At 51.6% G+C, this 18,371-nt stretch carries 14 protein-coding genes and 1 other RNA gene; 11 read left to right on the forward strand and 4 right to left on the reverse strand.

Features of this window, described 5'->3' with window-relative positions:
- The first annotated feature begins 2 nt into the window (after window positions 1–2).
- Window positions 3–530, forward strand: coding sequence for an outer membrane protein assembly factor BamE (locus tag C4J86_RS22535; RefSeq protein WP_124371896.1), 528 nt, complete (start codon window positions 3–5; stop codon window positions 528–530).
- A gap of 55 nt (window positions 531–585) precedes the next feature.
- Here the strand turns inward: C4J86_RS22535 and C4J86_RS22540 are convergent, their stop codons facing one another.
- On the reverse strand, window positions 586–888 hold the full coding sequence (locus tag C4J86_RS22540) for an RnfH family protein (protein ID WP_124371897.1): 303 nt from the start codon (window positions 886–888) through the stop codon (window positions 586–588).
- Window positions 881–1,315 (reverse strand): type II toxin-antitoxin system RatA family toxin, encoded by a 435-nt coding sequence (locus C4J86_RS22545; protein ID WP_124368388.1) that lies wholly within the window; start codon window positions 1,313–1,315, stop codon window positions 881–883. Before C4J86_RS22545 ends, C4J86_RS22540 begins: the two co-directional genes overlap by 8 nt.
- A 169-nt stretch (window positions 1,316–1,484) precedes the next feature.
- Here C4J86_RS22545 and smpB point away from each other — a divergent pair, with 169 nt between their 5' ends.
- Complete coding sequence (smpB, locus tag C4J86_RS22550; protein ID WP_003176160.1) at window positions 1,485–1,967, forward strand: SsrA-binding protein SmpB; 483 nt, start codon at window positions 1,485–1,487, stop codon at window positions 1,965–1,967.
- Between the two features lie 37 nt (window positions 1,968–2,004).
- Here smpB and C4J86_RS22555 read toward each other — a convergent pair whose 3' ends face one another.
- Entirely contained in the window at window positions 2,005–2,772 is a 768-nt protein-coding gene (locus C4J86_RS22555; RefSeq protein ID WP_124364453.1) for a GntR family transcriptional regulator, read from the reverse strand.
- 250 nt (window positions 2,773–3,022) lie between these two features.
- Here C4J86_RS22555 and C4J86_RS22560 point away from each other — a divergent pair, with 250 nt between their 5' ends.
- The 5 genes from C4J86_RS22560 (at window position 3,023) to C4J86_RS22580 (ending at window position 9,659) form a co-directional block, all read left to right on the forward strand.
- Window positions 3,023–4,717: a lactate permease LctP family transporter gene (locus C4J86_RS22560; RefSeq protein WP_124371898.1), complete on the forward strand. Its 1,695-nt coding sequence runs from the start codon at window positions 3,023–3,025 to the stop codon at window positions 4,715–4,717.
- A gap of 70 nt (window positions 4,718–4,787) precedes the next feature.
- Window positions 4,788–7,598, forward strand: a complete 2,811-nt coding sequence (locus tag C4J86_RS22565) for an FAD-binding and (Fe-S)-binding domain-containing protein (protein ID WP_124371899.1) — start codon at window positions 4,788–4,790, stop codon at window positions 7,596–7,598.
- Between the two features lie 134 nt (window positions 7,599–7,732).
- Window positions 7,733–8,011, forward strand: coding sequence for a hypothetical protein (locus C4J86_RS22570; protein WP_124371900.1), 279 nt, complete (start codon window positions 7,733–7,735; stop codon window positions 8,009–8,011).
- 93 nt (window positions 8,012–8,104) lie between these two features.
- Window positions 8,105–8,501, forward strand: a transfer-messenger RNA (tmRNA) gene (ssrA, locus tag C4J86_RS22575).
- A gap of 174 nt (window positions 8,502–8,675) precedes the next feature.
- Window positions 8,676–9,659 (forward strand): integrase arm-type DNA-binding domain-containing protein, encoded by a 984-nt coding sequence (locus C4J86_RS22580; RefSeq protein WP_256660104.1) that lies wholly within the window; start codon window positions 8,676–8,678, stop codon window positions 9,657–9,659.
- Between the two features lie 444 nt (window positions 9,660–10,103).
- Here C4J86_RS22580 and C4J86_RS22590 read toward each other — a convergent pair whose 3' ends face one another.
- Entirely contained in the window at window positions 10,104–11,141 is a 1,038-nt protein-coding gene (locus C4J86_RS22590; protein ID WP_124371901.1) for a hypothetical protein, read from the reverse strand.
- 1,091 nt (window positions 11,142–12,232) lie between these two features.
- Between C4J86_RS22590 and C4J86_RS22595 the strand changes: the two genes are divergently transcribed.
- The 4 genes from C4J86_RS22595 to C4J86_RS22610 are packed head-to-tail and all read left to right on the forward strand — an operon-like array spanning window position 12,233 to window position 17,877.
- Complete coding sequence (locus tag C4J86_RS22595; protein WP_124371902.1) at window positions 12,233–15,697, forward strand: hypothetical protein; 3,465 nt, start codon at window positions 12,233–12,235, stop codon at window positions 15,695–15,697.
- Window positions 15,697–16,182 carry a response regulator gene (locus C4J86_RS22600; RefSeq protein WP_124371903.1) on the forward strand — a complete coding sequence of 162 codons (486 nt, stop codon included), beginning with the start codon at window positions 15,697–15,699 and terminating at the stop codon, window positions 16,180–16,182. Before C4J86_RS22595 ends, C4J86_RS22600 begins: the two co-directional genes overlap by 1 nt.
- A 2-nt stretch (window positions 16,183–16,184) precedes the next feature.
- Entirely contained in the window at window positions 16,185–17,429 is a 1,245-nt protein-coding gene (locus C4J86_RS22605) for a hypothetical protein (RefSeq protein WP_124371904.1), read from the forward strand.
- The gene (locus C4J86_RS22610; protein ID WP_124371905.1) at window positions 17,419–17,877 is read left to right on the forward strand and encodes a hypothetical protein; all 459 of its coding nucleotides are present in this window, start codon (window positions 17,419–17,421) and stop codon (window positions 17,875–17,877) included. Before C4J86_RS22605 ends, C4J86_RS22610 begins: the two co-directional genes overlap by 11 nt.
- Window positions 17,878–18,371 lie beyond the last annotated feature (494 nt).

Genomic DNA, 18,371 nt, shown 5'->3' on the forward strand with positions numbered 1-18,371 from the left:
CGATGCAAAACACCAAGCTCTTGCTAACCAGTTTCACCTTTGTGGGACTGCTCGCACTCGCCGGTTGTTCATTCCCCGGGGTTTACAAAATCGACATCCAGCAGGGCAATGTCGTCACGCAGGACATGATAGACCAGTTACGCCCCGGAATGACCCGACGGCAAGTACGGTTTATCATGGGCAATCCCCTGCTGACCGACACTTTCCATGCCGATCGCTGGGATTATCTCTACAGCATCCAGCCTGGCGGCGGTGAGCGCCAGCAGGAGCGTGTCAGTGTCATTTTTAATGGCAATGACCAGCTTGTCAGCCTGTCCGGTGACTTCATGCCCGGTGTAAGCCGCGATGAAGCGCTGATGGGCAAGGACAGCGGCACCAGCGTGACCGCCCCTGCACAGGAAGCCGAGAAGCCGAAATCCGAGGTGCCGGCCAAACCAGGCTCCTTATTGGACCAGATCCAGAAAGACGTCGATGGCGTGGAAACCGTGCCAGTCCCGACGCCACAGCCTCTGGACACCAGCCCGCAGTAACAAGGCGACACTCAACAAAAAGCCCGGCATGCCGGGCTTTTTGTTGCTTGCTGATTTATGAGCCTTGCTGTTTGGCCTTCGCCGCTTTGGCCGCACGCTGCCTGCGCACTTCCTTGGGATCTGCCAGCAACGGCCGGTAGATTTCAATTCGATCACCTGGCTGCACGGCACGCGTATCAGCGTCGGCAACCACCTTACCGAAGATTCCCAACGGGCATTCAGTTAGCACCAGCTGCGGAAATTGCTCAGCAATCCCCGACATTTGCACCGCCGCCCTCAGGCTTGTGCCCTCCGGTACCGCAACCGCCAGTAACACTTGGCGCTCAATGGCGGCATGCACCACTTCAATGTCAACCATGCAGCTGCTTGGCTCGTTGGCAGAACGCATCCACCAGCGTATTCGCCGCCTGATTGAACAAGGGTCCCAGTGTCGCCCGAACAATAGGCCCGGCGTAATCGAACGACAGATCCAGGCTGATCTTGCAGGCCTTGTCCGTCAGCGCCTTGAATACCCATACCCCATGCAACTGGGTGAACGGCCCCTCCTGCAGATTCATCTCGATGGATTTTCCAGGTACCAGCACATTGCGTGTAACAAAATGCTGACTAAGCCCACCCTTGGCTACGCCGACGCTGGCCACCATGTACTCATCACCGCCCTCCAACACCTCGGCAGTCGAACACCACGGCAGGAATTCCGGGTAACGCGCCACGTCGTTGACCAGGTCATAGAGCGCCTGCGCGGGATAGGGCAGCAGGGCCGAACGTTGAATATGCGTCGTCATGTGAGCGTTATTTCCACAGCTGAGCGGGCAAACATCGCGAAAGAACAGCCAGATCCGCGAGAGAAAAAAACCAAAGAACTGCCGGCATTGTCCGGGATTCATCGAACACGCTCAAGCACGCAGGTTGACCGTAGCCGACTCGCTCGCAACTCCCTATAATGCCGCCCCTATGGCTAAACAAAAGAAACACCCCACAGGGACCATCGCGCAAAATAAAAAAGCGCGACACGATTACTTCATCGAACATCGGTTCGAGGCTGGTCTGGTCCTGGCCGGCTGGGAAGTAAAGAGTCTGCGTGCCAGCAAGCTGCAGCTGGTCGACAGCTATGTGCTGCTCAAGGATGGCGAGGCATGGCTGCTTGGCAGTCATATCACCCCGCTGACCACCGCGAGCACCCACGTGATTGCCGACCCGGTGCGCACGCGCAAGCTGTTGCTCAACGCCCGCGAGCTGGAAAAACTCGCTGCGGCAGTGCAACAGAAAGGCTACGCCTGCATCTGCTTGTCCTGGTACTGGAGCAAGCACCTGGTCAAGTGCGAGATTGCGCTGGGCAAGGGCAAGAAGGAATACGACAAACGCGATACCGAACGCGAGCGCGACTCCAATCGCGAATTGCATCGCGCGGTGCGCAACAAGGGCAAGGAAGAATAACCTTGTGACCCTGTAGCCTCGGGCAACTCGCCCGAGGCTACATGCCTTTACGTCGCTCTGCCCGGGCCACGCGCTGAACTTCCTGACGCACCTCCTCCAGCACTTCCTGCACATATAGCAGGTGACGTGTTGAAATTTCGCGCGCCTGCTCGGCCCGCCCTTCGATAATTGCCAAATACAGATCGCGATGCTGACTGATCAGCATGTCGCGGGTCTCGGTGCGCTGCTGATACATGCCGCCAATGTTGGTCACCACGTTACGCTTGAGCAGATCGAACAGCCCGCGAATGGTATGCAGCAATACGGCGTTATGACTGGCCTCGGCAATGGCCAGATGAAACCGCGCATCTGCGGCGCCCTCCTCCACTCGACTCACCTCATCGGCCCGGGCATAACAATCCTGCAACGCTTCGAAAGCCGCCGTCAGCCGCTCACGGTCAACTTCCGTTGCTCGTAATGCCGCGTAATACGCACAGGAAGCTTCCAGTGTCTGGCGGAACTCCAACAGGTCCCGTTGAGCTTCAGGGTTGTTTTCCAACAGATTCAACAGAGGATCGCTAAAGGTCGACCCCAGGGATTCCACGACATAGTTGCCACCGCCCTGACGGCTGACCAACAACCCTTTGGCCGCCAGCTTCTGGATCGCTTCTCGCAGCGATGGCCGTGACACGCCAAATTGCTCAGCCAAAGCACGTTCGGCCGGCAAGCGCTCGCCCGACTTCAACGTGCCCTCAAGGATCATGCCCTCAAGTTGCTCGACGATATCGTCCGACAAACGGCGCTGACGCACCTGATCAAACCCCATAACCCACTCTCCGCCATCCCGACCACTCGCCGGGGCTTCTATTCTGGCCTATCGCCGCGCTCGCGGCACCTATCAGAACGCCTTCGATTCACCCCATCAGAACAGCCACGCCCGGCTGTACGACCAAAGTTTCGCGGGCGGCAAATTGACACACCCCCAACAAGCCTCTTAATCTAGCCCACAGCGACTGTAAATTGGTATTACCAATTACCCAAGCCATACAAACAACAACAATCAGGGGCCACCCCATATGCAAACCTGGCAACAGCTCTACAGCCCTCTCGGCAGCCTCGGTGTATCCGCACTGGCCGCCCTTATCCCCATCGTGTTTTTCTTCCTGGCCCTGGCCGTATTCCGTCTCAAAGGGCACGTGGCCGGCAGCATCACCCTCGCGCTGTCGATCCTGGTCGCCATCTTTGCCTTCCAGATGCCGGTCGACATGGCCCTGGCCGCCGCCGGTTACGGCTTTGCCTATGGTTTGTGGCCGATTGCGTGGATCATTGTGGCGGCGGTATTTCTCTACAAGTTGACGGTCAAGAGCGGTCAGTTCGAAGTGATCCGCAGCTCGGTCCTGTCGATTACCGACGATCAACGTTTGCAGGTACTGCTGATCGGTTTCTGCTTCGGCGCGTTCCTCGAAGGTGCGGCCGGTTTCGGTGCGCCCGTGGCAATCACCGCCGCATTACTGGTCGGCCTGGGTTTCAACCCGCTCTACGCCGCCGGCCTGTGCCTGATTGCCAACACCGCCCCAGTCGCCTTTGGCGCGCTGGGCATCCCGATCATCGTTGCAGGCCAAGTCACCGGCATCGACGCGTTCAAGATCGGTGCCATGACCGGCCGCCAACTGCCGCTGCTCTCGTTGTTCGTGCCCTTCTGGCTGGTGTTCATGATGGACGGCCTGCGCGGCGTTCGCGAAACCTGGCCCGCAGCCCTGGTGGCGGGCCTGAGCTTCGCCGTCACCCAATATTTCACATCCAACTTCATCGGCCCGGAACTGCCGGACATCACCTCGGCACTGGCCAGCCTGATCGCCCTGACCCTATTCCTGAAAGTCTGGCAGCCCAAGCGCAGCGCCGGCGCGCAGATCGCCGGCGCCACCTCGAGTACAGCGGTTACCGCCAGCGCTGGCGGCTTCGGCTTGCCGCGCAACACCGTTGTTTCGCCGTACAGCCTGGGGCAGATTTTCAAGGCATGGTCGCCGTTCCTGATCCTCACCGTGCTGGTCACCATCTGGACACTCAAGCCGTTCAAAGCGATGTTCGCCGCAGGCGGCTCGATGTACGGCTGGGTCTTCAACGTTGCGATCCCGCACCTGGACCAACTGGTGATCAAAGTCGCACCGATCGTAACGAACCCCACCGCCATCCCGGCCATATTCAAGCTGGACCCGATCTCAGCAACCGGTACCGCGATTTTCTTTTCGGCGCTGATCTCGATGGCAGTCCTGAAAATAGACTTCAAAACTGGTCTTACCACTTTAAAAGAAACCTTCTACGAACTGCGCTGGCCAATTCTGTCCATCGGTATGGTGCTGGCCTTCGCCTTTGTCACCAACTACTCGGGCATGTCCTCCACCATGGCCTTGGTCCTGGCCGGCACCGGCGCTGCCTTCCCCTTCTTCTCACCTTTCCTCGGCTGGCTTGGGGTTTTCCTGACAGGCTCGGACACCTCGTCCAACGCACTGTTCAGCTCGTTGCAAGCGACCACCGCGCACCAGATCGGCGTTAACGACACCTTGCTGGTAGCGGCCAATACCAGTGGTGGCGTGACCGGCAAAATGATTTCGCCGCAATCGATCGCCGTGGCCTGTGCGGCGACCGGCCTGGTGGGCAAGGAATCCGATCTGTTTCGCTTCACCCTCAAGCACAGCCTGTTTTTTGCCACCCTCGTCGGGTTGATCACCTTGGCGCAGGCGTATTGGTTCACCGGTATGCTGGTGCACTGAGACCTGCATGCAATAGGGTAAAAACCGACGCCGGACACCGGTTCCGGCGTCAGCTATTTCTGGAGGACCGATGAGCCTGCCTGCAGCATTCCTGAGCGACGTCGCACAGCTGATTCCGAAGGATCGGCGTTTCGACGATCCACTTTCCACGCTCGCCTTCGGCACCGATGCGAGCTTTTACCGATTGATCCCACAGCTGGTGATTCGGGTTGAGTCGGAAGACGAAGTCGTCACGCTGCTACAACTGGCCCAGCGCGACCGCGTCCCCGTAACCTTCCGCGCGGCGGGCACCAGCTTGTCCGGCCAGGCCATCAGCGACTCGGTGCTGATCGTGCTGGGGGATCAGTGGAATGGCCGCGAAATACGCGGGCAAGGCACGCAGATCCGCCTGCAACCGGGCGTCATCGGCGCCCAGGCCAACGCCTGGCTTGCGCCATTCGGGCGCAAGATCGGCCCGGACCCGGCGTCGATCAATGCCTGCAAAATTGGCGGCATCGTCGCTAACAACGCCAGTGGCATGTGCTGCGGTACGGCACAAAACACCTACCACACCCTGGCCGGCATCCGTCTGGTGCTGGCCGACGGCAGCCGCCTGGACACCGAAGACTCTGCCAGCGTCCAAACCTTTCGCCAGACCCACGGCGCGCTGCTCGAACGCCTGGCAACACTGGGCCGCGAAACGCGGGCAAATGCCGAACTGGCCGCAAAGATCCGCCACAAATACCGTCTGAAAAATACCACTGGCCTGTCGCTCAATGCCCTGGTGGATTTCGATGACCCGTTGGACATCCTCAGCCATCTGCTGGTGGGCTCCGAGGGCACGCTAGGGTTTATCAGCGCGGTGACCTACAACACGGTGATCGATCACCCGAACAAAGCCTCGGCGCTGATCGTGTTCCCGGATGTCGAGACCTGCTGCAACGCGGTAACCGTGCTGAAAACCCAACCGGTCTCGGCGGTTGAGCTGCTGGACCGGCGCAGCCTGCGCTCGGTACAGGACAAACCGGGTATGCCGGCGTTCGTACAGCACCTCTCGGACAATGCCTGCGCGCTGCTGATCGAATCCCGCGCCGCCTCTCCTTCATTACTGCATGAACACATGGCGCTGATCATGGCCTCCCTGGCAGCCTTTCCAGTGGAGAAACAGGTCGACTTCACCGAGGACCCGCTGGAAAACGCCCGGCTCTGGGCGATCCGCAAAGACACTTTTCCCGCCGTGGGCGCCGTACGCAAAACCGGCACGACCGTCATCATCGAAGACGTCACCTTCCCGGTTGAACAACTGGCGATTGGCGTTAACCGTTTGATCGAACTGTTCGACAAGCATCACTACGACGAAGCCATCCTTTTCGGACACGCGCTGGAAGGCAATCTGCATTTCGTCTTCACTCAAGGCTTCAACAGCGCGGAAGAAATCGCACGCTATCAGGCGTTCATGGACGACGTCGCACAGCTGGTGGCGGTTGAATTCGGCGGCTCGCTGAAAGCCGAACACGGCACTGGTCGCAACATGGCGCCGTTTGTCGAGCTGGAATGGGGCAGCGATGCCTATCAACTGATGTGGCAGCTCAAGCGCCTGCTCGACCCCAACGGCATCCTTAACCCGGATGTGGTGCTCAGCGATGACCCGCAGATTCATCTCAAGCACCTCAAGCCCCTGCCCGCCGCCGACGAGCTTGTGGATAAGTGCATCGAATGCGGCTTTTGCGAGCCGGTGTGCCCGTCCAAAGGCCTGACCTTGAGCCCGCGTCAGCGCATTGTGGTCTGGCGCGATATCCAGGCCAAACAACGCGCCGGCGTCGACACCACCGAATTGGAAGCGGCCTACCACTACCAAGGCATCGACACCTGCGCCGCCACCGGGCTGTGCGCCCAACGCTGCCCTGTGGGCATCAATACCGGCGACCTGGTGAAAAAACTGCGCAGCCGCGACGCCGACCGTACGAAAACCGCCGAATGGCTCGCCACCCATTTCGCCACTGCGCTGCAAGGTGCGCGCTTTACCCTGCATGTGGCCAACGGCGCGCGCATGCTGCTGGGAGCGCCGCGCCTGGCGAAGTTATCGGCCACCGTTACCCGGCTGTCCAAGGGCCAGATCCCACAATGGACCAACGCCATGCCGCAACCGGAAAAAGCCATTCGCTTCAGCCCGGCCGTCACCGACGAACGACCGCGGGTGGTCTACCTGGCGGCCTGTGTCTCACGCGCCATGGGCCCGGCGGCGGGGGATAAAGAGCAAATGTCGCTGTACGACAAAACCCGTGGCCTGCTGGAAAAAGCCGGTTACCAGGTGGTCTTTCCCGACAATCAAGACAACCTCTGCTGCGGCCAGCCCTTCGCCTCCAAAGGCTATGCCGAACAGGCCGAACACAAGCGCCAGGAACTGCTCGGCGCCCTGCTCCACGCCAGCCGTGGCGGCCTCGACCCGATCTATTGCGACACCAGCCCGTGCACCCTGCGCCTGATGCAAGACTTGGGCGACACACGCCTGGACCTCTACGACCCGGTACGCTTTATCCGCACCCACCTGATGGACCGCCTCGACTTCACCCCGCAGGAAGCGCCGATTGCCGTCCATGTGACCTGCAGCACCCAGCACCTGGGTGAAAGCCAAGCGCTGATCGACCTCGCCCGACGCTGCGCCAAAACCGTGGTCATTCCCGAAGGCATCCACTGCTGCGGCTTTGCCGGCGACAAAGGCTTTACCACCCCAGAACTCAACGCCCACGCACTGCGCACCCTCAAGGACGCGGTGCAACAGTGCAGCGAAGGCATCTCCACCAGCCGCACCTGCGAGATCGGCCTGAGCCAGCACGGCGGCATCGATTATCACGGGCTGGTGTACCTCGTAGACCGCGTAACCCAGGCCCGCGCCCATTAAGCCTGCAAAAAACAGAACCTCTGCGCGCCGGCGTAGTCATCTGCATAGGCCTCGGCAAACGAGGCTCATCCGTGATGTCGCTGGCAGGCCCCAACGCCGGCAGCGTCGAGCCCAATTGTGCAAGGAGATACCCTATGAAGCGTTCCGCTCTTGCTGGCTTGTTCATTACCGCTGCGATGCTGGCATCCCCTGCTTTTGCGGCCGGTGATAAAGACCTGTGCCAGATCAACCTGGACAAAATCAACAACGGTAAAGCGCTGCTCGCCACCGACACCAGTGGCAAAAGCGGCGAAATCGACACCGCCGTCTCCCAAGCGAAAGCAGCCACTGCCGCCGGCGATCACAAGAAGTGCATCGAAATCACCTCCAAGGCCCTGCAAGACCTGCAGAACAGCGACAAAGGCGGTCAGTAAGCGATAGGGCCGACCTTCGGGTTGGCCTTTCGTGAAGGTTTGGCGTACACTACACAAGCTTGTCACTCACTAGAAACAACGAGTTACAAGCACGGGGCCGTTTAGGATTCGACGCCGGTCGCGAAACTTTAGGTGCATGCCGAGTTGGTAACAGAACTCGTAAATCCACTGTTGCAACTTCTTATAGTTGCCAATGACGAAAACTACGGCCAGGAATTCGCTCTCGCTGCGTAAGCAGCCTTAGCCCTGAGCTTCTGGTACCTTCGGGTCCAGCAATCACCAGGGGATGTCTGTAAACCCAAAGTGATTGTCATATAGAACAGAATCGCCGTGCAGTACGTTGTGGACGAAGCGGCTAAAACTTACACAACTCGCCCAAAGCACCCTGCCCTTCGGGTCGCTGAGGGTTAACTTAATAGAAACGGCTACGCATGTAGTACCGACAGCGGAGTACTGGCGGACGGGGGTTCAAATCCCCCCGGCTCCACCACTTCAACGAAAAAAGACGTCCATGGACGTCTTTTTTTGTGCCTGAAATCCAATGAATACAGGGGTTTCGGCGCCTTCGGGGTCTTGGGAGAATTTCTGAGTTCCAGGCGCTTTGGTATCCCGGACTACCAAATGTCATTTTCAGGATACCAAAACGGTGCTGGAGGTAGCCCCCATGCCTACTAACGCAACCCGCCTCTCCGATCGCCAGCTCAAGGCGGTCAAGGCAACTGGTAAAGACTTCATCCTCAGCGACGGCGATGGCTTGCAGCTTCGAGTACGCGCCAGCGGCTCGATGATGTGGAATTTCAATTACCGCGAGCCGTTGACCAGAAGCCGTATCAACATGACGCTTGGTCCATACCCTGACCTCTCGCTAGCCAACGCCCGGAAGAAAGCTGCGGAGGCACGTGAACTGCTCGCTTTGGGTACTGATCCCAAAACCCAGCGTGATGAGGCAAGGCAAGCCAAACTTGCTGAGACTGAACACACTTTCGAGAAGGTGGCCACCGCCTGGCTCGAGCTGAAGAAAGACTCCGTAACCAAAGCCTACGCCGAAGACATTTGGAGATCGCTGACGCTGCATGTTTTCCCAAGCATGAAAACAACGCCCCTCTCTCAAATCACTGCTCCAATGGTTATCAAGATCCTTCGCCCAATCGAGGCCAAAGGGAGCCTCGAAACCGTGAAACGATTGAGCCAGCGATTCAACGAGATCATGACCTACGGGGTCAACTCCGGGCTGATATTTGCGAACCCTCTCAATGGAATTCGGGCGGTGTTCAAGAAACCCAAGAAAGAGAACATGGCTGCGCTACCACCTGAGGAGCTTCCCGAGCTCATGATGGAAATCGCGAACGCCAGCATCAAGCGCACGACCCGCTGCCTGATCGAATGGCAGTTGCACACGATGACCCGCCCTGCCGAAGCAGCCACCACACGATGGGCAGATATCGACTTCGACAAGCGCATTTGGACCATTCCGCCAGAGCGCATGAAAAAGCGTCGGCCGCACACAATCCCCCTTACCGATCAGGCATTTTCGTTACTGGAGACGCTCAAGCAACTCAGCGGCAACAGAGAGTACGTATTCCCCTCAGATAGCCACGGCCCCACGAGAAGATGCTTTCTGACACAGGCACTGCGCCGCGCTCGATAAGATCGTCAGTAGTTATTGGCGGGTAAACGACGGCGATGCTAATCAAATTTGAAATTGGAATGGTGGAACGAGGTGGCTTCAAGAATGAGCGAGAGAACCCTCCGATCGGCGCGATCAAAGATCGCTGGATCGGAGGGTTTAGCGGGAAAAATAAAGTCTCAAACGTTAATTAGCGTCTCAAGCATTGAAACTCGTTGGTCGGGATGCAGCAGCTTCACGAAGGTTGAGCAGAGTCTGCTGCAAACGCAGCAGAAAACCGGCCTCGAATGCCTCCTGAAAGTCCCCTGGACGATGACGTTTTCGATTCTGCGACAACGCCCACCTTAGCGGTAGTGATGAGCCTTCGAGGCAGGTCTCAGCACACCGAGCGCGATGCAGGTAATCCAGGTGATCCAAATTGCAAACGGAGCGCCATCAATACGATTAGCGTACGGAAGGAAAACGCTATGCACGTTCGAGAGCTTTGGTATCAAGCCGCTGTATTACATTGAACAAAAACATGTAAAGACCTAAATATCCTTGTTGAGCTTCAGCAAGCGTCACATCCGCGTGAACTCCTTTTGACGCAATATCGTTAAGCTTTTTTGCAAATGTTAATAGGTGATCTAATTCAGCACGAAGGAGATCTGTTGATGTTGATCGCTTGAATTGTACATGAACAAACTCATGCAGCCGATTCAAATACTGTTCATCCCCCATCTTACGTTCAATACCATCATTACATCTAACAACGCTTTCACTTGCTGGATAGAAGTAATCCGCGACAGATTTTAGCGCTCTCCGAACTTGCGTTAGTAGCAATGAAAGATCCTCTGATGAATCAGAGCTTATTAGCTGATTCGCCTTGTGGATTTTTTGATAAACGTCCCCTGATTTAGATCGAAAATAGTTAAGCACGTCATTTTGCATTTTTTCCAGATAGCTTTTTGTCGTAGACTGAATAGCCAGTTGACGTTCCATCTGAATGGCGAAGTTCAAGCACTTGTTCAGAACACGAGTTTTAATTATATTTATCGATTTTATACGCAGCCGAAACTCACTTTTTATGGACTGATACCTATCTGTAAAGGCAGCGCTATCATACTCTCCCATTGAAGCCGGGAGAGCTAAATCATTGATAGATTTTTCACATTGGTCAAGCTCAGCTGGAAAGTCTCCAACAGAAACAATTAGCACTCTCTTGGTATCATCCCCTACCGCCGTTGCCCCATTTGGACCAAAAGGCAAGGTTCTGGAATCTAGCCATCTCTCTGCTGACTGAGACATCAAATAGCTGAACGCCTCCTCTTTCAAATGCGACACGTCCTCGTATAGAACGCGCGACACCTCCACCCGATCTTCAACGAGATCTCTCAAAAAAAGAGCCGTACTCATATGGTCATTTAGATGTCTAGACAGCCGCAGACTGGCGCGTACCGCCTTATCAACATCACCATTTTCGACATGATCAAATATACGAGTGACTAACTCCGACGGGACCATATATTTTTCCTTGCTTTGCCTTTGCCGCATCAACGAGATGCGCCAGAGCTGTAGTATATCGAACTAAAGTGCCAGCCATTTTCCCTGACTCGACCATAGACGATACTCAATCCCTACGGAGAACGAAAGCATCGCGGATGTTATCCGCAAGACGAAGAGCGGACAGGAATCGAACTTCGTGGTCATGCTTAGGTTGATAGAACCGCTCGATAATCAGAAATCGAGGTCGGGGGCGCCCTGGAAGGGGCGTAGCAGGAAAAAGCCTGCCCCCGATAGTGACGTTGGAAGCTAACCGTTGCCGCCCAACTCAAATCCTGCGTTTGCCAAGGCTCTCATTCAGCCATAGCCGAATATGGCTAATAAATTTCAGTAAGCCTTTGCATTTCACTCGCAAAAACTGAGTTGCTCCATGGGTGGTACCTTGGGTAAAGCACGTCACCCAGAGCGAGAGTCGTGCTTAGCGCTTGAGCCCAAAGGGGTGAGGTCTAGCTCGGGATACCACCGTATGCAGCGTCACGAGAGGTAAATTTAGACGATAACTTATCCCAAAGCCGCGCTCTTATCTCTACGAATATCTGACCGATCAGGACTCAAGCTTCGATGATATTGGATAGCTCCCTAAATGTGACGCAAGCCTCACAGCCCGTCTGTAGAGCCCCATACGCAAGGAGAGAGAGGTAGCCAGTGTTCACCTGCACGCCTACGGGAATCGTGCAACGGCTTGCTCTATGGCGGATGAGTATCAAAGTTCCCATCGCAAACGATCTCCGCTCTCTAGCTAATTCTTGACCGCGGCCTGCTCCGTTGCTTCCAGAGTCCCACCAGAACTGGGCAAGCGTCTTGACCGCCACAAACACAATTTCGTTGAAGAAACCTGATTTTTGACTGAAAGTAGTGGCATTGTGCATCCACGTAGGACTGATTAGGGATCGCGAGGATATGACGAGAGTGTCGTTATCTTTCGGAATGGTCAGACCTTGAGCCGTACCAGTTCAAGCGAAGCAAAAAACACCTGAAAGCTAAGTTTTGAGCTGTCACTGGAAAACTTACGTTAGGCGTGTGATCTATTGGTTTAAAGTTAAGGATAATATATGCAAATTACAGGGGATTACACCAAAGCATTCTTGAAATGCCAGCATAAGTTCAGGGGTTTGGTTTCAGCTTTTAAGTCTACGAAATTTGTAAAAGAAAAAAGATTCGATCATTCCTTTCTATTTAGGAGTGGTTATCGTGAATTAATGCTGGAAGCTAGATCAACCTTGCACTACTCAATGTACTCTGAGTATCTGCAATGGGCGTCATTTCATGTAAAGCATCAACTCCCAGAATTATCCCGCTATCCGACAGGCTATGATGAACTAGAGGGTTTAGCGAGAAAGGCACCTATAGTTTCAGTTGACCAGGAAGTTTATTGGATAGTCGCCAGAATAAATGAAGACTGTGCAGTAATTAATACATTCAGAAAGATAGCTACGCATGTCGAACAATATATTCTCGAAGATGATGCCTTAGGTGGCATAGAGTTTTTAAAGCAGCTGGAACTGATGCTCGGAGCGAGCTTTTGGTCCGTTCAGCTCAGAATTGCTCTAGAAAATATAGCTGGAGGACTTGAAGGGCAAAAGAAATATACTTCAGAAGTTAGATCCATATATCGAAGCGGACTATTAAATTTCATAGCTTACAATACTAGCGTAAGAAATGAGGATCGAGTAAGCATTCAGAAATACTCATTGGATATTAAGCAGAGAATCGACAATCACAGCAAGTACGATGATTCTGTAAAAACCTACATGCATCATCGAATAATAGGTGATTGGTCATCGGATAGCGACAAAATCGCCGACGTGCTTCGTGTTGAGCAAAGTCACTCATTGATTGATGTTTATGAGACATTTATTAGTTTATTGCAGTACTCGCTGCGCGACGATGTAAGCATTAGCGTAAAAGCGCTAATGAAAAGCGCCTTACTCCAAGTAAAAAATATAGAAGATTTTAGACTCGAAAAAGCTCGCTTATTGTATGGATTACCTTCGAGTTGTAAATCATTAGAATGCAGAGACAGCAGACTACCTGAAGCTCTTTGTTCAGGAGATATTTTGCTGGCGGCGAAATTATCTCGTTTTTGTTTGAGAAATAAAAGTAACAAATTAGATGCGTGGAATTATATTTACTCGGGAGTGGCCTTTAGTTTCGGCAAGTCCGCCCCAAGAAGCACAACCATTAATAATACTCCATTATTAATCGCGCAACTGTTAAGGCAAGACGGGCAGTCGTCAACCGCCTATGCTAATTTGTTAAAGTTAGCAACGAATTTAGCCGGTTTGCCAAGCTATGCCGCAATCCGAACGTTTCTAGCGACAATTTACAGAATACGCCCGAATGAAAAGTGGCGATTTGATTTAATATCCATGAATACACCGACCATAGGGATTGAGGACAATGTAACTCCAACACGCATATACAATGCGCCAAATCTATCCGATTGTTGGGCGCAATTATTCAACCCAAGCACCTCGCCTATTAACCGCAGCAGCAGTACTCTCGCCTTATTTCAAGCGTGCGGCCTAATTGGCGCAGGTGATTATGACCCCGCCATTACCACATTAACTAGTTATCGCACTCTGTTCCCAAACGCCCTTCCAGCGCTAACTATTCCACTATTGCTAAATTCGTATTATTCAGCAGATATGCGACAGCATGTCATAGAGTTAATAGCTAACGAAGGTTCCCGAAACAGTAGCAGACTTGAATTGATACCAATTGAAAACACCATAGGCGACTATTATGTTCAAGATTACAACAGAATAACCAATTTTTTAATTGCGCCTATTGCGCTACATATGCTTTGGGAGAAGACTGAAAAAGATACAGTTGGGTCCAGCCTTCGATTTAAAACTGCTCAAGTAATCCGCCGTAAAGATGTCCAGGCTCCAGCAGCATTATACGAATTCAAAGAAACACTGGATCTACATATCCTTGTTTATTTTCTCAGGGAAGTTTGCGTACCAAATATCGTAGACCAAGCGAGAATTGTTAAAACAACTACAGAAATACTTCAGCAAAGGCAGGATACCTGCAGCGTGCTCCGAGAGCTAGACCCGGACCGAGCAGGTGATTATGAGGATGAAATTTTTGAAATAACTAATCGCCAGATAATGACCGCAGGGCAATGGATTGTAGATCGGACTAGAATTCACGTGGATGTATCTGCGCTCACTCGCTGGGCTACTCGAGAGCTTTCAGAAGATTTTTACCGGTACAGCGATCTGGCAAAAGTAGTCACCGCAATGGAATTTGATGAGGTAATGCGAGATATACTACTTGAAAATCAGATACCTATACAGTTTTCCGACTTCGATGAAGCAGATGCGGTGCTTTACTCTATGTTAGTTAAGCTGGCCTCTGAGTTTCTCAATAACTCGCTTTTTGGATTAGATTACTATTTAAGTAAAAGAATCAGACATCAATCATTTGTTGGTTTGATTCGTGGACCGCTTGAACTGCAGAACATTATCACAACAAAAGAAACTGGAAGTTCTGGATACAATAGAAATGACGCATGGTTAGATAAATTCAATAGCTGTGGACGTGATACAGTCGCGGCATTAGAAAAAATATTCAATAAATTTTCTTCGTCATTTGATGAAGCCTTGATTGAAACTAAAGATAAAATAATTCAAATAAAATCAAAGGAACACCCGCAAGGACTAGTTACATTTGAAATAACCCCGCAAATTATCCCCGTTGCCCGCATACTTTTTCAAGATGGTGACATGCCTGGCTTCGTCAAAACCTCTGTCGGACTTATGTGGGCACTGTTGGACAAGTCGCTTAGAGATGTGCGGGAGTACATCGGCGGCGAACTTAAACCCAACCTAACAATTGTGTTTGACGAGTTTCGAGCTCAACTTAAAAATCTAGTTGAGGGGAGAGCAGAGTATTATGAGTTGGGACGTGCCATTGGGGACAGCTCTGTGCAAGTTCAGATTGCGCTCGATGATGCAAGCAGCTGGTTTTCAAAGAACAATGATGTTGATGCGTTTCGCCGAACATTCAATGCGAGCCAAGCTGTATCTATATCCATCGAAGCCGCAAAAAAATGCTTAAGAAGCTTTGAGCCTGTGATAAGTATCGAACCAATCTCTACCGATATTGATGTTATGCCTAGTACTCTTGTATTCTTACATGATGTTCTATTTGTATCGCTGGATAATGCTCGCGTGCACTCTGGTCTTAAAATGCCGAAGGTTCGAATAGAAGTTGAACCTGACATCGAAGGTGAAAAGTTCGTAATTCGCACACAATGCCAAGCTAAACCGAGTGTTCGTATCGGAGCGGAAAAGAAACTTTCAGAGATCAGGGAAAAAATTGAACGTGGAGAATATGACACCAAAACGAAGACTGAAGGAGGTAGTGGTCTATATAAAATTGCTGCAGTGGTAAAACAGTCTGCCATGGGAGCAATCGAATTTGGATTCAACTCCTCTGGTGATTTTGAAATCGCCGTCACCTATCACTTTCTGGTTCAAGCTAGACAAGCAGAGGAGGCGTCTTGATGGAAACCAATCTCAAAATTCTACTGGTCGAGGATGAAACTCCGAAAATCACCCAGATTGAACTCTTTCTTAGGGGGCTTTGTATTCCGATGGATATACGATATGCGAAGTCCGTTAACTCAGCTCTAGATCTACTAGATGAGGAAATACCTGATCTAATGTTACTCGATATGTCTTTACCAACTATTGATGTGGATATCTGCGCCGGGGAAAGTGGAGGGAGGCCTCAAGGCTTTGGGGGGATCGAGGTTCTCCGATACATGGTCTTATCAGAGATAAGCTGTCCTACTATAGTTGTTACCGGCTATGAAGCATTTCCGCGCGAAGGAGGTGACTTAGACATTTCCCAACTTGGATTAGAACTTGAAATCGAATTTCCAAGAATTGTACAAAAAATTTTACATTATAATTCTACATATGAGATCTGGAAGAACGAATTAAGAGCTGCGTTTGAAAAATTCAAATCTGAGAAAGGGAACTCTTAATTGTGCGGATTCTAATCGCTGACGATCATCCCATACGCTACAAACCATTAGTTTTGGAGCTTGAGGCAATCGGCATAGATAAAACCAATATAGTGTATGCCATTAGTTCCGATGATGCACAAACCAAGTTAGAGCACGAGTTTTTTGATTTGCTCATTCTTGATATCTTGTTACCTCTATTCAACTATGATGATGATGTCTCGCATGAAAACTCCCTCGCGATACTACACCGAATTAATAACGACCTAACAATTATCAAACCTGGAAAAGTTGTGGGCATAACCTCGGACATCAAGGCGGCAGGAGCAGCAAGTGAAGTTTTTTCCGAAAGTACGTGGTCGATTATTAATTACTCGCAAATTGAAAATGAATGGATTCGAAAAACCGTAAACTGTGTAAAGTACATTAAGCAAAAAATCGATTCAACACCGGCCAGCACTTCAGCCACCTCACTTGTTGATTTGGCGATAATTTGCGCATTGGAGAGTCCAGAGTTTGACGCAGTTATGGATTTACCTTGGAATTGGGATGCCGCTCGCCCAATTGATGATTTAGTTTTTGTGAGAGACGGTTGGCTGTTGTCGAAAGGTAAAAAAATAACGGTTGTAGCGGCCTTTTCATCAAAAATGGGCATGGTTTCTACAGCTCTAAAAAGCTTCGCTGTTATTACAAAACTCAACCCTAAAATAATCGCAATGACCGGTATATGTGCCGGAGTTAAGGAACAGGTATCAATAGGCGATGTGTTATTCGCAGATCCGGCTTGGGATTTTCAAAGTGGAAAGCGGGTAAAGGATAGTGATAGTGTTACATTCTCGTTTGCACCACACCAACTTCCGGCAAATTATACAGTCCGCACACATATAGAACAACTTAGATCCAATCAAGACTTCTTACAAAGTCTTCCGGAGATTTTTGAAAAAAACTGCGAGTTTCGCACCAAGATTAAAATTGGTCCGGTAGCTTCAGGGTCTGCAGTTTTGGCAGACGGTGACACTATAAAAGAGATTAAAAAACAGCAACGTGAGTTAATCGGTGTTGAGATGGAAATTTATGGATTATACGCTGCAGCAATGGCGTCTAGTCCTCAGCCTAAATTCTTTGCATTAAAAGGTGTCTGTGATTACGCGGATCCTGACAAAGTGGATAAAGCTCAAAGCTATGCTGCCTTTGCGAGCGCTCGTGTGCTCCAGAAACTTTTTGAAGAATATGGTACTCGGTGTTTAGGAGATGCGAATGGGCGCTAATGTTCAGCAGTCGATGGATCACGCATGGCGTTACTTTGAGCTTCATGCTCAGCAGCGTATGTCGGTGTTCAATTTTTATCTAGCTATTTCTGGAGCAGTGGCTGCTGGGGGTGGGGTGTGCCTACAGCAAGGTGGTAAATTTGTTTTTGTGGCCTCTATACTCGGTGTATTTCTCTCATCAATCTCTTTCATTTTTTGGAAGTTAGATCAACGTGTTTCGGCAATGATTAAACGATCAGAAATAGCGTTATCAGCGCTCGAAAAAGCATCCTGCATTAAGCACGCGACGTTATTCGTAGATGATAGCTTAGAGCAGCGTAAAATACCGTACGGATTTCTTTCCACGTGGACGTATGGCCGATGTTTTAGAGTGTCTTTTAGCACTGTAGGGTTAGCCGGACTGATATTCGCAATAGTTCCGTTTTTGGTAGACTTTCCCGCAAAGTAAAAGGCTATGCTAGAAAACAAGCGGAGAAGGGTTTAAGACCTTTCTCCTGTTTGTTTTAAATAGGGAGTACAGCACTATTCGGAAACGCCGCTCTCAATGTAAGGTTTTCGTAACCATTTTTCATTTTTAACAAACGATGCTCGTTAAGAAAACCACAGTGGGCTGAACTTGTCCGCGAAGGTAACGGCATCGGCCATATTCTATACGCTGCGGTTATTTAACTTCCAAAAGAAACTGATAGTTTAGAGGCCTTCGTTATCACTAACGCCGGCATTCGCACAATACATTTAACTTTCGACTTGTCGTCGGGTGTGGCACCACGAAGTTGAGTCGCCAATGACAGCCTAATCGTCGCTTGCTGCCTGTCGTCACTGGCTGGAGCGTATCGCTGCCAAGGTCAGTTTTGATCGGTTCAGTGCCCCATCGAGTATAAACGAGGGCGAAGTAGAGAGTGATTTCATGAGGTATTCCATTTGGTATTCCACGGAAAAAAA

It is taken from the genome of Pseudomonas sp. R2-7-07 (assembly GCF_003852355.1).
In the GTDB taxonomy this organism is placed as follows: domain Bacteria; phylum Pseudomonadota; class Gammaproteobacteria; order Pseudomonadales; family Pseudomonadaceae; genus Aquipseudomonas.

Bases quoted from the DNA above. Each gene is read 5' to 3' on its own strand.
- C4J86_RS22560 (WP_124371898.1), top strand. From the start codon at position 3,023: ATGCAAACCTGGCAACAGCTCTACAGCCCTCTCGGCAGCCTCGGTGTA.
- C4J86_RS22570 (WP_124371900.1), top strand. From the start codon at position 7,733: ATGAAGCGTTCCGCTCTTGCTGGCTTGTTCATTACCGCTGCGATGCTG.
- smpB (WP_003176160.1), top strand. From the start codon at position 1,485: ATGGCTAAACAAAAGAAACACCCCACAGGGACCATCGCGCAAAATAAA.
- C4J86_RS22590 (WP_124371901.1), bottom strand. From the start codon at position 11,141: ATGGTCCCGTCGGAGTTAGTCACTCGTATATTTGATCATGTCGAAAAT.
- C4J86_RS22565 (WP_124371899.1), top strand. From the start codon at position 4,788: ATGAGCCTGCCTGCAGCATTCCTGAGCGACGTCGCACAGCTGATTCCG.
- C4J86_RS22545 (WP_124368388.1), bottom strand. From the start codon at position 1,315: ATGACGACGCATATTCAACGTTCGGCCCTGCTGCCCTATCCCGCGCAG.
- C4J86_RS22580 (WP_256660104.1), top strand. From the start codon at position 8,676: ATGCCTACTAACGCAACCCGCCTCTCCGATCGCCAGCTCAAGGCGGTC.
- C4J86_RS22540 (WP_124371897.1), bottom strand. From the start codon at position 888: ATGGTTGACATTGAAGTGGTGCATGCCGCCATTGAGCGCCAAGTGTTA.
- C4J86_RS22595 (WP_124371902.1), top strand. From the start codon at position 12,233: ATGCAAATTACAGGGGATTACACCAAAGCATTCTTGAAATGCCAGCAT.
- C4J86_RS22535 (WP_124371896.1), top strand. From the start codon at position 3: ATGCAAAACACCAAGCTCTTGCTAACCAGTTTCACCTTTGTGGGACTG.
- C4J86_RS22555 (WP_124364453.1), bottom strand. From the start codon at position 2,772: ATGGGGTTTGATCAGGTGCGTCAGCGCCGTTTGTCGGACGATATCGTC.
- C4J86_RS22600 (WP_124371903.1), top strand. From the start codon at position 15,697: ATGGAAACCAATCTCAAAATTCTACTGGTCGAGGATGAAACTCCGAAA.
- C4J86_RS22610 (WP_124371905.1), top strand. From the start codon at position 17,419: ATGGGCGCTAATGTTCAGCAGTCGATGGATCACGCATGGCGTTACTTT.